The organism is Aureibacillus halotolerans (genome assembly GCF_004363045.1).
GTDB lineage: Bacteria > Bacillota > Bacilli > Bacillales > DSM-28697 > Aureibacillus > Aureibacillus halotolerans.
Map to the genome: position 1 here is coordinate 13,611 of NZ_SNYJ01000012.1, position 16,617 is coordinate 30,227.

Here is a 16,617-nt window from a genome sequence, read left to right on the forward strand (position 1 = left end):
ACAATTACCACACTGTATTTGAATAAAATAAGATCTACGTTACCTGAAAGGACATTAGGCTAAGAAAGAAGGGATACAATGAAAATTTGTCATATATGCACGTCTGCGGCAAGCCACAAAATATTGCTCGATAAACTTGAATTATTGAAACATGAAACAGACATGGATATTCATTTAATATCATCAAAAGAGGGCTTGAAACCAAGTTTAATCAAAGAATCACCATTGATATTCAAATATATCGATATGAACAGAAAAATAAATATCATCCAAGATCTGTCTTCCATCATTAAATTGTATAAGTTGTTGAAAACGGAAAACTATCAGATTGTGCACACGCATACGGCAAAAGCAGGATTAATAGGCAGAGTGGCAGCCTTTTTTGCGAGAACACCACTCATTATTCATACAAGTCACGGATTGCCATTCTATAAGGGACAGAAAAAATTTGTGTATCAAGTCTACAGAATTCTTGAAAGCATCGGGGCCATGTTTAGCGATGCGATTTTATCTCAAAATAAGCATGATATTGTACATCTGAATAAGCTGATCGTTAGAAAACCGGTGTTTTATGAAGGCAATGGAATAAATTTAGAAGCTCTTTCACAACTTACTGTTGAAACAGATTTAACGAAAAGGCTTCAAGAGGCAAAGCCAAAGAGACAAATTATTTTTATGGGCGCACGATTTGAAGGCATTAAAAACCATTCATTTTTAATAGATTGTATCCATTATGTGAAAGCGAATTATCACAAGGAGTTTTTATTGGTTTTAGCGGGTGAGGGGCCATTAAAAGAACGTATACAAGAGAAAGTGGCAGCTCTTCATTTAACAGATCAAGTTTTGTTCACTGGGAACATCAATAATATTCCACGAGTCCTCCAACTGTCAGACGTTGTGGTGCTTACATCTTTTAAGGAAGGGATTCCTCGAATATTAATGGAGGCCATGGCCTATTCGAAACCGATTGTAGCAACCGATGTCATCGGGACAAATGAGCTGGTGATAGACAACTATAATGGCTATTTAACGCCAACGGATAATGTGAAATTCTTTGGAGAACGATTAATTAAGTTATTGACTGATGAATCGATCAGAACGCAGTTTGGTGAGAATGCATTCACGAGAATAAAATCAGAATATACTGAATTAATTGTCGTGGAAAGAATCAAAGAAGTGTATTCAACGTTAAGCCAAGAGGCGAATAGAGTTTTAACACCGAAAGGATTGGTACCATGAACATTACAGTTTCAGGAACAGGGTATGTCGGGTTGGTTTCAGGCGTTTGTTTTGCAGAAATGGGTCACAATGTCGTGTGTGTCGATATCGATGAGAATAAGATGGATGCTCTATCACGCGGGATCTCTCCAATTTATGAAAAAGATCTAGAAGACCTTATTCAAAAAAATATCTCAATAGGAAGGTTAACATTCACGACAAACTTCAAACAAGCCTATGGCAACGCAGAGGTCATCTTTGTTGGTGTGGGAACGCCTGAGAATAAAGATGGAACGGCCGATTTAACAAATATCGCTGTTGTCGCAAGACAGATCGCAGAATCGATTCATCATGATTGTCTGGTGGTCGTAAAATCAACAGTTCCAGTGGGCACTGCAGATAAAGTTGAGCAATTTATCAACGATTTTCTCATAAATCCTGTAAAGGTAGAGGTGGCATCGAATCCTGAGTTTCTAGCGCAAGGCTCTGCGGTAAGGGACACCCTACAGGCGGATCGAATTATCATAGGGGCGGAGAGCCATTGGGCGAAAGAAAAGCTTCTAGATATTTATGAGCCTTTTCAATTGCCTATCCTTGTCGTTAATCGGCGATCCGCTGAAATGATTAAATACGCATCGAATGATTTCCTAGCATTGAAAATATCGTACATGAATGACATCGCGAACCTTTGTGAATTGGTTGATGCTGACATACAAGATGTTGCTAAGGGGATGGGGTATGACAAAAGAATTGGCAGCAATTTCTTAAATGCCGGTATAGGCTATGGCGGTTCTTGTTTTCCTAAGGATACGAAAGCCTTAAGTTCATTGGCAAAGCAACATGGGTATCAATTAAAAACGGTCAATGCAGCCATTGAAACCAATGAAGATCAGCGCTTAAAACTTTACAACAAAGCGTCAAAACGACTTATTACGTTTAACAACTTAAAGGTTGCTATATTAGGAGTGACGTTTAAACCGGGTACGGATGATCTGAGGGAAGCTCCATCTCTGTTAAATATTCCTTTGTTATTGGAGCATGGCGCCAATTTGTATATTTATGACCCCGTTGGTCAAAAGAATTTTTCATCCCATTATGCAGAAGGAAACTACGCAAAGGGTTCTATTACGTATTGCGCTTCAACGGAAGAGGCGTTGGTAGATGCCCATGTCACGTTTATCTTTACCGAATGGGAAGACATTAAAAAAATCAAGTGTGAAGACTATGCCCAATTCATGAAAACGCCACTCGTTTTTGACGGGCGGAATATTTACTCCCCTCAGGATATGGCTTTGGCAGGTGTGGAATATCATTCAATAGGTAGAGCTGTTGAAATGAAATACAAGACTGAAAGAGTGATGAATCCAAATGAAACAAAAGCAGCAACGACAATTAAATAACGTTTATCTCATAACCGGAGCCGTGGGCTTTATCGGTTATTTTTTATCTAAAAAATTATTGGATCAAGGGTTACAGGTCATTGGATTCGACAATATCAATGACTATTATGATCCTCAGTTGAAAATAGATCGTTTAAATCAATTGAAAGAATATGACAATTTTGTATTTGTGGAAGGTGACCTAGCTGAAAAAGTCGAAATAGGCGCTGTTTTTGAGACGTATCAACCAGCGATCGTCGTTCATTTAGCCGCACAAGCTGGCGTTCGGTATTCATTGGAGAACCCTGACGCGTATATTCAAAGTAATATTGTTGGTTTTTTCAATATATTAGAAGCTTGTAAGAAATACCCCGTCAATCACTTGATTTATGCGTCTTCAAGCTCCGTCTATGGGTCAAACACGAAGGTGCCTTTTGAGGAAACGGATAGGGTCGATCATCCGGTATCGCTGTATGCGGCCACGAAAAAATCAAATGAACTGATGGCGCATACGTATAGCCATCTTTACAATATTCCGGCTACAGGGCTGCGTTTCTTTACGGTGTATGGACCTATGGGACGACCGGACATGGCGTATTACAGCTTTCTTGACAAATACTTTAATGGGGAAGCCATAAAAATATACAATAACGGTGACTTTGCGAATGACCTCTACAGAGACTTTACGTTTATTGATGATATTATCCGAGGCATTGAGAAATTAATCCTTTGTCCATCAGATGATCTTATCCCCCATCGAGTCTTTAACATAGGCAATAACAAACCAGTAAAGTTAATGGAGTTTATTGCAGCCTTAGAAAAAGCGCTTGGAAAATCACTAAACGAGAACGTGTCCTTTATAAAAGAATATGAACCGATCAAACCTGGAGACGTTCCCGCAACGTATGCGAGCACGAATAAATTAGAAGACATTGTTGATTTTAAACCGAGTACATCAATAACAGATGGTCTACAAGTTTTTACCGATTGGTATGTACACTACTATAATAAATTGCAGGAGACGTCGTTGAGATCATGAAAAATCTCCTTAAAAGAAGTGTAGATATCATCACTTCATTACTCATACTAGCCGTTGTCATGATTGTATTCGTCGTCGTTTATATCATTATTAAACGTAAGTTAGGTTCCCCAGTCTTTTTCAAACAACAACGGCCTGGTTTGCACGGAAGGCCATTTTATCTCTACAAATTTCGTACAATGACTGATGAAAAAGACAGTGCGGGAAATCTGCTTCCTGCTTCTGTACGTTTAACCAAAACCGGTCGATTGATTCGATCGCTTAGCTTGGACGAGCTGCCACAGCTGATCAATGTCCTTAAAGGAGATATCAGTCTCGTTGGCCCTCGTCCTCTTTTAATGGAGTACCTACAATTGTACTCGCAAGAACAGGCTAGACGTCATGAGGTGAAACCAGGAATCACGGGGTGGGCACAAGTTAACGGAAGGAATGCGATAAGTTGGGAGGAGAAGTTTGCATTTGATGTGTGGTATGTGGATCATTCGTCTATTTGGCTTGATGTAAAGATTCTCTGTATGACGTTATTTAAGGTCATTCGAAGAGACGGGATTAACCAGAGTGAAAATCATACGATGGAGAAATTTAAAGGTAGTCAGAAGAGTGTGATGTAAATTTAATTCACTATCGAGCTTTAAAAGTAACAAGACGTTCTGAATAACAGGGAGGGCAATCCGACCATGATAAAATTTAAGGATAGTCAGCGTAATTTATGAAGCAAATCAATTTAATTGGTAACGGTGGCCATAGCAAAGTCATTCAGGATTTAATTCGGCTAGTTCCTGATTTTAAAATTAATAGAATATTCGATCAAAAAATTCAACATGTATACACAATGACAGATATTTTCTATCATCCCCAAATGGATTTATCTCAAGTTAGTCCATCAGATGACACTTTTGTGATCGCCATTGGGGACAACCATACGCGAAAGAAGATCTATGTCGCACATCAACTACTTAATTTTTATGAAACGTTCAATCATCCCAGTGCAGTGATTAGTCAGCAGGCAACGATTGAATCTGGTGCCGTTATTATGGCGGGAGCTGTGGTGCAAGCCGATGCAATTGTAGGTGCACATACGATTATTAACACAAGAGCAAGTGTTGGACATGACTGTCACATTGGCGCTTTTGCACATATCGCACCAGGGGCTACACTCACAGGAAATGTGAAGGTAGGAGAAGGGAGCATGGTTGGAGCAGGAGCCGTTGTGATTCCAGGTGTCTCTATCGGTCAATGGTCCACTATAGGAGCAGGCGCTGTCGTCACAAATGATATTCCTGATTATGCCACTGCTGTAGGTGTACCAGCGAAGATAAGAGAAAGGAGTAGCCAATGAACCAACTAGAGAGGATCCATTTGTCATCTCCACACATGAGTGGTAGAGAACAAAAATATGTGCAAGAAGCGTTTGATACAAATTGGGTTGCCCCTTTAGGCAAAAATGTCGATGAATTCGAGAGAGAAACTGCGGCATATGCAGGTGTAAAGGCAGCGGCAGCAGTATCCTCTGGCACAGCTGCAATTCATTTAGCCTTAAAGCTGATCGGGGTAGAGGAAGGCGATACGGTTTTTTGTTCCTCATTGACATTCGTAGCAAGTGCAAACCCCGTTTTATATCAGAAAGCCAAGATTGTCTTCATCGATTCGGAGCTAGATTCGTGGAATATGTGTCCGCAAGCGTTGAAAAAAGCGCTTCAAGAGGCGGATAAGGGTGGGTGCCTTCCAAAGGCTTTGATTGTAGTGAATTTGTATGGACAATGTGCAAAGATGAGTGAAATCATGGCGCTTTGTGAGACGTATGGTGTCAAAGTGATTGAGGATGCCGCGGAATCCTTAGGCTCCATTGATGATAACCGAATGAGCGGATCATTTGGTCATTTTGGCGTGTATTCTTTTAATGGAAACAAAATCATTACAACCTCTGGAGGAGGCATGCTTATCTCCAACGATGAGGAGGCCATCGAAAAGGCTCGTTTTTACGCCACACAATCGCGCGATCCAGCGGCTCATTACCAGCATAGTCAGACCGGATATAACTATAGAATGAGCAACGTGCTTGCGGGGATTGGGAGAGGGCAGTTGGAAGTGTTAGAAGAACGTGTCGCGCGAAGGAGAGAAATTTATCAGGCTTATGAGGATGCATTTCGAGCTATTGATTTTATTACAATGATGCCAGAACGTCCAAACACACGGCATAACCGTTGGTTGACTACACTGACGTTGCCCTCTGGAGCGGACGTAGCCGTGGTGGAAATCTTAAAAAGCTTGGCAGAGCAAAATATCGAAGCGCGGCATGTGTGGAAGCCACTGCACTTGCAGCCGTTATTTAGTGATAGGTTGTTTGTATCGGCACAAAGAGAAAACGTTTCGCACGCTGAGCAGCTCTTCAATCATGGTTTGTGCTTGCCTTCGGGGAGTAATCTGACGGAGGAGGAGTTGGGTAGAGTGATTGAGGCGGTGTTGAATGTAGCGGTTGCGAAATCAATGTAGGGGGGCACTGGCTTGCTATTTATTGATGTGACTAGGATAAAAAGAATCTTAACGTAATCTCCAAAGTAGTCGGATAATGGAAAAAAACAGTAACGTTCGCGCAGGAAGAAAAAGTAACGGAAGCATTCACATTTGATCAACTAAAAAGTTTATTTTTAAGGAATGGGTTTGGAGCCAAATTTCATTTTCCAGTGTAATTAGTGGGTGAAAGGGATAGGTTTTGAATTCCTGTTTGAAGAAGTGCGTCTACGTTGGTTGAAATAGACCTCAGCTTCATCAGTGAGTTCTATTTCAACCAATCTAAATCAATGGGTAAGCTCTACTGGATATCTTAACGCTAATGGTATCCGCGTCTTATCTTCCTCTTGTCCTTAATGAGCTCCCTCTGCTCGTTTTTAATTACAGCCACTCAAATTTACCACCCACGCATTGTTTTTAACTACGGTTTTCCTATGACTATCCCCATTCATCGCAAATATCCCTACAAATAAATGACAAAAACTCTACAGATTAAGTTTAATCATCTTGTACTATTCCCTCACTTGGATCGATCGTGTACAGATAAGCGTCAGAGTTATTTTTGATGAGTTTCTCTATTGAATAACGCTTAATGTTGATCTTTCAATACTTTCAACCCCCATTCACTTGCGTTTGATCCACGGATGATTTCAATTCCCAGACATAGTGTCATCTAATCTTCTTTCCAAAGTAAAAAGGCATAGCCCTTCTGTAGGAATGTGCGTAAACTATAAAGTACGGATGAGCCCTTTGAAGAGATGCTAAATTGACTTTGGCCGGCTGGAGTACAGACGTAAAGGAGAAGCCGATGTGAAGAAACGAGGAAAGTCCAAATCAACAATGAGCATCCATTGGAAACTATTGATCAGCTTTTTTTGTGTGACGATGATCCCATTAATGACTGTAGCTGTTTTTCTTTTTATGAAAAGTTCAACAATTATTTATGAGAATGCCAGCCAATATACAACACAACTGCTCCAGCAGACAAATCGTGAAATTCAGTTGCGGTTGAGTCAAATTGCCAAGGATTCAGTAAACATCATCACCTCCCCTGGGGTGCAGAGCCTTCAATCCCTTAGCGAGGCAAATTATACGGAAAAAAGGGACATGCGAGCTCAGTTGTACCAGTTGATTAATACAAATGGCGTTGTCGAACGTGCCGTTATTTTCGACCGCGAAGGGAATAAAATTGTGGAGACAGGTTCGCCACAAACGGAATCATTGCTTCCCGAGGAACAGACCTTCATAGCGCAGTTGGGTGGGAAAGTTTCCTGGCATTACACGCCAAAAGTCTCCGAGTTTAGCATTGAGCCTTTATTAAAAGCGGAACGAGCCATTAAAAATTTACAAGGCAATGATCCGGCCATTAAAGGATATTTGCTGTTTGAAATTCCTGAAAGTATTGTTTTCGAATCCATTCGCCAGTTGGAACTGGGGGAAACGGGTATCGCATTTATCATCGACGACGCGAATCACATCGTGACAAGCCAGAACCGTAAGATGATCGGCCAGACCGTTCATCCCGCTATAGAAGGTAAATTGACTGGGGGAAAAGGTACGTTTGTTGAAAAAATTAACGGTGAGATGTATTTCATTTCATACCATGCGTCACCTGAGATTGGCTGGAAGACGATCGGGATGGTGCCTACTGAGGAAATGACGCCGGGGTTGCTGGAAGTCCAGAAGACGAATATGTATGTCATCGTATTTTGGGTGTTTGTGGCCATTATCATTTCTCTCCTCCTAACCAAAAGCGTCACTGGCCCGATAAAGCGTCTGATTGAAAAGATGAGGCAAGTGGAGACTGGGGACTTTTCAGGCGAAATTCGTTTGCAAGGCAGCAAAGAGGTGACGGATCTTTCCCTCAGCTTTAATCGAATGACTCGACGGCTGAACCGAATGATTCAAAAAGTATACCAGAAGGAAATCAGTGAAAAGCAGGCTCAGCTGAAAGCATTGCAGGCGCAGATTCATCCCCATTTTCTCTATAATACGTTAGACAGTATCTACTGGTCTTTGTATATAAAAGGGGAGGAGTCTATAGGGAATGTCGTGGTCTCCTTATCCAATATGCTTAGATACAGCATTAGTGAGGAATTGAAGGACGTCAGCTTGGAAAAAGAAATCGAAAACTGCAAACATTACTTTGAGATTCAAAAGCTTAAATATGGAGAAAAGGTTCGTTTTACGGTTCATGTGCCGAAGGTTGTTCTCCAGTGTCAAGTGCCAAAAATGATTTTACAACCGTTAATTGAAAACGCTATCATGCATGGGATGGAAACCACTCAGCAAGAGGTCCATATTCAAGTGCTAAGCCAGGAGAGTGACAACGTTCTCTATTTGAGTGTTATTGATAATGGTTCAGGGTTTCCGTATGACGTAAAAGAATTTCCTTTGAACCCTGCTCGGTTACCTGAAAACAGCATCGGCCTAATGAATGTCAATGAGCGTTTAAGGCTTAGATATGGAAAGAATTACGGCGTCAGCATTGAAAGCAAAAAAGGGGAAGGAACTGCAGTGACATTGCGATTGCCCAGTTTGGAGGAAAACGAATGAAGATCTGTATTGTTGAAGACGAAACAGTGATCAGAGCAGGCATTAAAAAAATGATCGGGTCTGTAGAACGGTGGCATTTGGTTGGAGAGGCGCAAAATGGCGAAGAAGGTCTTGTGTTGGTCAGCAAGAAGCGGCCGGACATCGTGATTACGGATATTCGGATGCCAAAGCTTAACGGCATCGAGCTGTTGCAACAGATTCGGACCATTCACAATGATGCCCTGGTCATTTTACTGACGGGATACGCGGATTTTACATACGCCCAGCAGGCGATCAAGTACGGGGCAATGGATTACATTCTTAAACCGTGTAAAGCAGAGGATCTCATCACTATTTTGCAAAAAGCAGAAACAATTTTACAGGAGCGACGGTCTTCCAGAAAGCGTATGGAAGACCTCGAAAGTATTGAAAGTGAGTTTCGAACGTGGCGAAAACGTCAGCGATTGCTGGATTTACTTAACGGCATTGATACACATAAATATCAGCTCAACGAGGAAGATCATCTGGCAAGCAGCGCATATGTAACCGTCTTGTCCATTAGAGTGGAGAACGATCGCCGGTTTGACAATGAATTCACGCTGTTGAAAGAACATCTGATGTCAACGTTGCGTCCACAGGAGCTTATGATGCTCGAACCCAGCCGTTCAGAACGTTTACTCGTCCTTGGTTTCCAAAATACCTTGAACAGTCGGAGCATACAACAGGAAGTGCTGTTAGGCATTCGAGGAAGCAAACTACAGCTGCTCCATTGCGGCATTGGACTACCTGAGAGACTTCCAGAAGGAGCAAATGCTTCCTACAACCAAAGTCAAATGGCCTTAAAGCGAACATCTTCACACAAAAAGTGCATCAATTACAGCGATTTGTATCACCAAACGCATGAAAGCCCGTTCCGTTTCTATAAGTTGGAAGAAAAACTGTTGAAGCAAATCAGGGAAACGGACATGAAAAGTGCCGATCAAACAATGGAGGAAATTAAAACGGCGCTTTCCAAAGAAACAGATTCAAACGCCTTACAATACCTTCATGATTTGCACATTCGACTCCAAGGTGAATTCCATAAAGTTGATACGGCTCATTTTAAGGAACATCGTGTCAATGACGCTATGCAGTTGTTGCAGTCCGTTGTTCATGCGTCTGTCAGGTCTGTTGAACAGCATCAACGTTCCCACTCAAGTTACGTGGCCAATCGCGTTCTAAAGCTGATTCACCTTCATTTTCATGAAGACGATCTGACATTGAAAAAGATAGCAAGGCTCGTACAAATGAATGCAAGCTATTTAAGTACGGTGTTCAGCAAAGAGCATCATCAATCCTTCAGTGACTACCTTATGGCTTATCGACTCGGTGTGGCTAAAGAAGCACTGGAACACAGCAGTCGTAAAATTTATGACATCGCTGAGAGTGTCGGTTATGCGGACAGCCGCCACTTTAGCCAGGTGTTTAAAAAGAATGTTGGATGCTCGCCAGTGGAGTACCGGCGTGGCGCCAATCGTTCATAGAATGGACGAACAAAAACGTATAATTAGTACAACCAACTTGGCGTTTTAGTCAATGGCGCCAGAACTTAGTTGCTGCTCAATTGAATGCATCTCTTGTTGATCGAAGCTACTTATGAACTGTCGTCGGTAGAGACGTACACATTTTTTTGGCAGAAGGTGATTGTTCACAGCCTGATGTCTGTTTTCAAATGATTCCAAACAAAAACCAATCACCGCCCCATTGTTGAGAACGGCAGATTTTCTTACGATGAACCTAGGAGGAATTCTCCTAGGAAGGAATTGGTGCCATGATGTTAAAAACCCGCAAGGCAAGAGATAATCTCTGGGCTGGTTTTTTTCTGGCCCCACAGTTAATCGGTTTGCTTCTGTTTACGATTGGACCGGTGGTGTTCGCATTTGTTATAAGTTTTATGGAGTGGAACATTGGGTCTAAGGCGGAATGGATCGGTACGGAAAATTATCAGGAACAATGGTCTGATCCACTGTTCTGGAAGGTGTTGGGAAACACTGTCCAATTTGCCATCATGTACATTCCGTTGACACTGATTGGAGCGCTGATTGTTGCTCTTCTGCTGAATTTGAAGGTGAAGGGGCGAACGGTGTTCCGAACGATGTTTTTTATGCCAGTGGTGACATCAACCGTTGCTGTGGCCCTCGTTTGGTCTTGGATGTATAACCCTGATTACGGATTGATCAATGCGGCTTTGAGTGTGATTGGTGTGGAAGGGCCTGGTTGGCTAACGAGCACGACGTGGGCATTGCCGTCGGTCGTTATCCTAGCGGTGTGGCAAGGCATTGGGTATAATATGATCTTATTTCTTGCTGGGCTACAGTCGGTTTCACCCCAACTTTATGAAGCAGCGAGAATTGATGGTGCCAACACTTGGCAGCGCTTTCGTTCCATTACGTTGCCTATGATTTCCCCGACGACATTTTTTATTTTAATCATGCTTTTAATCAATGCATTTCAGGTGTTCAATGAACCCTACATGATGACCAAAGGTGGACCAGCAAATGAGACGAATGTCATCGTGTTGCACATTTATCAGACGGCGTTTCAGTTTTTCCAAATGGGCGCAGCTTCTTCACTTGCCTTTACGCTGTTCTTTATCATCCTCATCTTCACTTTAATCCAGTTTAAGTTTTCAAAGTGGGTGAATTACGATGCATAAGCGTCCACTGTCAGCAACTATTGCGATTTATGCGGTCCTCGTGGTAGGGGCAATCATTATGACGGTTCCTTTTCTCTGGATGCTGTCTACATCGCTAAAAGTGCCGGGAGAGATCTTTACATTTCCGCCGAAATGGGTGCCAGACCCGATTGTTTTTGAAAATTTTCCTAGGGCGTGGAACGCGTTGCCATTTGACTTGGCCTACATCAACAGCTTAAAAATTGCTGTCTTTGTCACGGTCGGCACGTTGTTGACCTGCTCCATGGCTGGTTATGCATTTGCCAAAATTAGCTTTACCGGCAGCCGAATCATTTTCATATTAATTCTCGCAACGATGATGATTCCTAACCAGGTGACATTGGTTCCTGTGTATATGATTTTCAGCGAATTGAACTGGATTGATACCCATTGGCCATTGATGATACCGCCTGTGCTTGGCAACGCCTTTGGTGTGTTTTTATTGCGGCAATTTATCGCGGGCATTCCAAATGAGCTTGAAGACGCTGCGGAAATTGATGGTTGTAACCGCTTACAAGTGTATTTTAAAATCATTTTGCCAAACGCAAAACCCGCGCTTGCCGCTTTAGCGATTTTCACATTTATGGGCACGTGGAACAATTTTCTCGGTCCGTTAATTTATTTGCACTCAGAACATCTGTTTACCATACCGCTTTTAATTTCATCTTTTCAGGGACTGTATACAACAGACTGGACGCTGCTTATGGCCGCCTCGACAATCTCATTGATTCCGGTCATTGGGGTGTATCTGATGGCGCAGAAGTATTTTGTTGAAGGCATTACTCTTAGCGGTTTAAAAGGATAGAAATTATGTTTGAGGGGGATGTGTGTTGATGAAGAAAATGTTGTTCATGTTGTTTACGGCTTTTGTGATGATGCTGGCTGGCTGTTCTGAAAGCACTGTAGAGCAAACACCAGACGGCGAAGACGTGGTCACGTTGGATATGGCCATCGTGGCAGGTACAAGTGAGATGCCTGCATGGCAAGGGATCGTGGATGCATTTAATGGGTCCCATGAAAATATTCAAGTGAATTTACAGCGGCTTCCGGGAAGTTGGGATGATTACGCTCAACGGATGACGACTCAAATCGCCGCAGGAGATCCCCCTGATATTGGGCGGTTGAACGCAACGATTAAGACATTTGAAGACAAAGGGTATTTGACGGACCTTACGCCTTATTTTGAATCTCTTGACACGAGTCTATATACAGATGGACTTTTCCAAAGTACTGATGAGCATATGTATGGCGTACCGATCGTCTCCATGACGCAGGTCCTGTTTTACAACAAAGATATGTTTGACGAGGCAGGAGTAGCGTATCCCCCTATGGATTGGGAAGATCCTTGGACATGGGAAGAATTTGCGGGTGCTGCTGAAGCCTTATCTAGCGGAAGCGGTGGGAATCGCACGTATGGAGTGCATGCCAAAACGAACATTGAGTCTGGGATACCAACCTACCTATGGTCGAATGGAGGAAGCTATTTTAACGATGACATGACAGAAGTCACCTTTGATTCACCCGAAGCGGTCGAAACGCTGACTTTTATTCAAGATCTTATTATCAAAGGGTATGCACCTACCCCGGCAGAAACCTCCACGATACCGGCAAGCGACATGTTCACGTCGGGTCGGCTTGGGATGATGATTGAAGGACCATGGAACTTTCCGTCCTTCTCTGAAATTGATTCGTTTGAATGGGGTGTTGCTCCCATTCCGGTTGGACCGAGTGGAGAGAAGCCTATCACAACTCAATTCGTAGATTACTGGGTCGCCTATGAAGGATCAGACCACCATGAAGAGGCGGCAGAAGTGATTCAGTTCTTTATTGGAGCAGAAGCGCTTGGCATTTTGGTAGACAACAACATCGGTGGCGTACCAATTCTGAAGAGTGTCGCAGAGGACAAAAAAGAAGAATTGTTCTCCTCTCTAACTGATGAGGAAAAAGATATGATCTATGAAAGCTACCAATATTCTCGTCTGACGGAAGCCACCACCAACTTTTCCGAACTTCAAGTCTTGACTCAGCGTGTGCTGGATCTCCTTGCCCTTGATGAACTGGGACCGGAAGAGGCAGTAAAACAGCTCGAGCCAATTTTTATAGAATCCATACAGACCGGTGAATAGTGATGAATTTAAGTGAATAAGACATTTGTGGCACTTTTTTCTCCTTAGATGGCCATGGATTAGCGTTCGTTAATCAACAGACGCTAACATTTGCCCCATGTAAAGATATCAGAGCGACTCCCAATAGTCATGTTAAAAGCCCTACAGATTAAGTTTCAACATCTTGTAGGGCTTTTTCTATTAGACATCCAGAGGAAGCATTCGTGTAATTGGGGTTAATTTTCGGTTTCCATAATTTCGCATTGTTTTCTGCTACTTAATAAAGTAGCTTTGTACTTATCAGCGTACTTGCTATTCCTGCGATATCCCATTTTATTATTTGCTTTATTTATTTTGCTAGTAGCGCGGTTCATTCTTTGGCAAGTTTCTTCCGACACATAAATCGTTAGGTTGAGTAAGTTTCACCAAAAGTGAATATCAGCGTGGACTGACTATCCAAGGCATCGCTCTAGTTAGAACGGGGTGGTGTTCACCTGGCAGGTGAGACTTATGCCCAATATAAAAACCACCGATGACTAGTCGATGGCTTCTAAAAAGACCTTTTTAACATGATTAAGCAACTCTAAAAAAGCCTTTCTTTTCCGGTAGGCTTTCCTAATGTTGCGGATTAGAACCTACTACGGAGCGTTTGAAGTACGAAATGTACTAAGGTACAAAGTGTATACCCTTAATTTAACATGTCATCAACTATAGTCAATGAAAGGGATTACTTTATTGAAAACTAAATTATTCTTCGTAGGGAAACTGTAGATATCCTGGTATGTTGGAAGGACAGATGATACGGATGAAGAGCTGAACGTAAGAGCAAAAGTCGATTCACTGGAAAAGCGAATGCTTTATGGAATGACACGGATAAAAACTGGTATGTAAGGTGCATTGCTCTTCACCAAAAGCGACGGATGTCCAATTCTACCCAACCATTTTATCTTTAACTATCTTCCTCTGCCCGTTTCTTTCTCAAATAGTGTATAGCTGAATAGGGGATTAGAAAACAGAAGAAGACAACGAGTCCGATAATAACGGCATCGCTCGTACCGCTGCCACCAGCTGTGTATTTGGTTAAAAGGGCGACAGCCAGACCTAATAAACCGGCAAGGATGACGATCCAGTAATAAGGCGGAGCTTTCCTTTTCGCTGCTGTGTCCTCCATATCCACAGAAATCTTAAGGTTCAAGCTGGTTAAGACAAGCCCTGTTAGAATGAACAACACCCATAATGGGTTGTCTGTCGTACTTTGCAGCCCATTCGTAATCACCTCATAAAGTAAGATGGCTACAATTCCTACGCTTTGCACAAGAAACGCCATTCGGATGTTCTTTAAATTTTGTAAGAGCAGTCGTTCATCTTTAATCTTTTTCATCCCTCGTATCCTCCTTCGTAACCCAGAAAATGTCATCCAATGACTTTCCTACCGCATAGCAAATTTCCAAACACAAATGAAGTGAAGGGTTGTACTTCCCTTTTTCAATCAAACTAATCGTCTGCCGAGTAACTCCTACTTTTTCCGCTAATTGCTGCTGCGTTAAATCAACTTGAATACGCGCGATCTTTACTTTATTCCCCACCTGTTGTATCCCTCCATATGTTTAATGTAACATATATCGTACATAATTCAATATATAAATTGCATTTGTGGAATCACTTATGCGACGTTTGAGCGAGAAATTACGATCAATAGAGCATGATTTTGCAATAGAATGCGTACAGCCACTCAATGTACCACCCTCGCCATGAATTTTACCAGTGTTCGCCAAGGTAGTTAGCAATGGCTTATGAGTACGGCATTCACTTTGTACCACCCTTGCAATCTTTTGTACCGGGATTTGTAGAGAAGTGTACTAGCTTTTTCAGTGTGTTTGTTCTTGTTGCAATATGAAGTTTTCCTGCTTACACAAGTTTGATGATTCTATCAATATCCCTCCATTTAACTCTTCCCTTTCTGGAAACAGAGGAAAATATCTCTTGAAACAGAATGTATGTTCGTTTATTATAAGAACAAGTGTTCTTATATTGAAATGAGGAGTGATCGTATGGTTTCAATGATCGAGATCACACACCGAGGCGATCAGGTCAAATACGGGATACGAAGGCTTTTGCAAGATTGGTATGTTTTTCAGGAACGGCAGTATAAAGGGGATTATGCGGCGACTGATTTGTTGATTGATTTGGCTGATGCCATGCAAAAGGCGAAATTGACAGAGAGCCAGGAGCGATCACTTCAACTTATCCATATGATCGGCTTTTCAGCGACAGAGGCCGGTATAATGATGAAATGCAGCCGGCAATCCGCGACAAGAAATGCCGAGCGAGCGCTTGGGAAAGTTGCAAACGCTTGGGCTTGGGAGACTGCTTCATGAAAGGAGACTAGCGATGCATGACGTAGAATATGAGATTCAAAGACTGGAAAACGCGACAAAAGCGTCGGGCTGTTCACTAGAGCATCGAATGATTAAAACGGAGGTGCTTTCTCGCGCGATTAATGATTGTTTGGAAACAGGGAAGCTGCCACAACAAGTGGGGGAGCGCCTTCTCGAACGGCTGGCGAATGTATTGCTCTATGATGATTTATCTGACTATCGGAAGAACAAACCATCTCTCGGTGACTATCCTTTTTTGAGTGGTACCCAGCTGGCGCGTCGGCAATATGGCTCGCACCAGCGGAAAAGACAGGACCAGGGACGAGAGGTTCCGCTCGCTGCGGCTGCGGCAGTGGCGATGGATCGGCGCACGTATGCAAGCCCGGTCAAAAGACAGCGGAGCTTGAAGGAAGACATGCGGATCGACGAAAACACGAGCTCTAACGATGAAAAAAGGGCAGATCGTTACGAAGCGTTCAAAGAAGGAAAGCTGCAAAATGTTGCTGAGGGTGAGGAAGGCTACTCGTATACAAAACAGCGAACACCGATTTTGAGAGAGGACAAGCCGTCATAACGGGCATAGAAGAAAATATTCCTCCATGGGTGCGGGAACGAGTCAAATGTATCAACGTATAGTGAAGGCTCATAAAATCGAACATACGTTCTAATAATTCGAGAAAAACGAGCTGATCATGCCTGCCCTATCTCATTATTTATTGGAATATTGAGACTATAAAAG

General features: G+C 42.5%; 15 protein-coding genes. 13 read left to right on the plus strand and 2 right to left on the minus strand.

All coding sequences use genetic code 11. The features are described 5' to 3' along the window. Window positions 1-78: 78 nt before the first annotated feature. The 11 genes from EV213_RS13710 (at window position 79) to EV213_RS13760 (ending at window position 13,521) form a co-directional block, all read left to right on the plus strand. Entirely contained in the window at window positions 79-1,239 is a 1,161-nt protein-coding gene (locus EV213_RS13710; RefSeq protein WP_133581122.1) for a glycosyltransferase family 4 protein, read from the plus strand. Beyond that, window positions 1,236-2,618 carry a UDP-glucose dehydrogenase family protein gene (locus EV213_RS13715; RefSeq protein ID WP_133581123.1) on the plus strand — a complete coding sequence of 461 codons (1,383 nt, stop codon included), beginning with the start codon at window positions 1,236-1,238 and terminating at the stop codon, window positions 2,616-2,618. Before EV213_RS13710 ends, EV213_RS13715 begins: the two co-directional genes overlap by 4 nt. Beyond that, window positions 2,587-3,636: a GDP-mannose 4,6-dehydratase gene (locus EV213_RS13720; protein ID WP_133581124.1), complete on the plus strand. Its 1,050-nt coding sequence runs from the start codon at window positions 2,587-2,589 to the stop codon at window positions 3,634-3,636. The genes EV213_RS13715 and EV213_RS13720 overlap by 32 nt, the downstream gene beginning before the upstream one ends. Beyond that, complete coding sequence (locus EV213_RS13725; protein ID WP_133581125.1) at window positions 3,633-4,247, plus strand: sugar transferase; 615 nt, start codon at window positions 3,633-3,635, stop codon at window positions 4,245-4,247. The genes EV213_RS13720 and EV213_RS13725 overlap by 4 nt, the downstream gene beginning before the upstream one ends. A 98-nt stretch (window positions 4,248-4,345) precedes the next feature. Beyond that, window positions 4,346-4,975 (plus strand): acetyltransferase, encoded by a 630-nt coding sequence (locus tag EV213_RS13730; RefSeq protein WP_133581126.1) that lies wholly within the window; start codon window positions 4,346-4,348, stop codon window positions 4,973-4,975. Beyond that, window positions 4,972-6,129, plus strand: a complete 1,158-nt coding sequence (locus EV213_RS13735; RefSeq protein ID WP_133581127.1) for a DegT/DnrJ/EryC1/StrS family aminotransferase — start codon at window positions 4,972-4,974, stop codon at window positions 6,127-6,129. The genes EV213_RS13730 and EV213_RS13735 overlap by 4 nt, the downstream gene beginning before the upstream one ends. 828 nt (window positions 6,130-6,957) lie before the next feature. Then, a complete protein-coding gene (locus tag EV213_RS13740) occupies window positions 6,958-8,703 on the plus strand; it encodes a cache domain-containing sensor histidine kinase (protein ID WP_133581128.1) in 1,746 nt (581 codons plus the stop codon). Continuing rightward, window positions 8,700-10,205: a response regulator transcription factor gene (locus EV213_RS13745; protein ID WP_133581129.1), complete on the plus strand. Its 1,506-nt coding sequence runs from the start codon at window positions 8,700-8,702 to the stop codon at window positions 10,203-10,205. Before EV213_RS13740 ends, EV213_RS13745 begins: the two co-directional genes overlap by 4 nt. A 287-nt stretch (window positions 10,206-10,492) precedes the next feature. Continuing rightward, a complete protein-coding gene (locus EV213_RS13750) occupies window positions 10,493-11,377 on the plus strand; it encodes a carbohydrate ABC transporter permease (protein ID WP_243740161.1) in 885 nt (294 codons plus the stop codon). After that, complete coding sequence (locus EV213_RS13755) at window positions 11,370-12,200, plus strand: carbohydrate ABC transporter permease (RefSeq protein WP_133581130.1); 831 nt, start codon at window positions 11,370-11,372, stop codon at window positions 12,198-12,200. Before EV213_RS13750 ends, EV213_RS13755 begins: the two co-directional genes overlap by 8 nt. Window positions 12,201-12,228: 28 nt before the next feature. Further along, window positions 12,229-13,521 carry a sugar ABC transporter substrate-binding protein gene (locus EV213_RS13760; protein WP_243740172.1) on the plus strand — a complete coding sequence of 431 codons (1,293 nt, stop codon included), beginning with the start codon at window positions 12,229-12,231 and terminating at the stop codon, window positions 13,519-13,521. 928 nt (window positions 13,522-14,449) lie between these two features. Here EV213_RS13760 and EV213_RS13765 read toward each other — a convergent pair. Next, complete coding sequence (locus EV213_RS13765) at window positions 14,450-14,881, minus strand: hypothetical protein (protein ID WP_133581132.1); 432 nt, start codon at window positions 14,879-14,881, stop codon at window positions 14,450-14,452. Continuing rightward, a complete protein-coding gene (locus EV213_RS13770) occupies window positions 14,868-15,086 on the minus strand; it encodes a helix-turn-helix transcriptional regulator (protein ID WP_133581133.1) in 219 nt (72 codons plus the stop codon). The genes EV213_RS13765 and EV213_RS13770 overlap by 14 nt, the downstream gene beginning before the upstream one ends. Window positions 15,087-15,551: 465 nt before the next feature. On the opposite strand from EV213_RS13770, the gene EV213_RS13775 reads away from it, so the two are divergent. Continuing rightward, the gene (locus tag EV213_RS13775; RefSeq protein WP_166639315.1) at window positions 15,552-15,878 is read left to right on the plus strand and encodes an ECF-type sigma factor; all 327 of its coding nucleotides are present in this window, start codon (window positions 15,552-15,554) and stop codon (window positions 15,876-15,878) included. Between the two features lie 13 nt (window positions 15,879-15,891). Next, the gene (locus tag EV213_RS13780) at window positions 15,892-16,452 is read left to right on the plus strand and encodes a hypothetical protein (RefSeq protein WP_133581135.1); all 561 of its coding nucleotides are present in this window, start codon (window positions 15,892-15,894) and stop codon (window positions 16,450-16,452) included. Window positions 16,453-16,617: the final 165 nt, after the last annotated feature.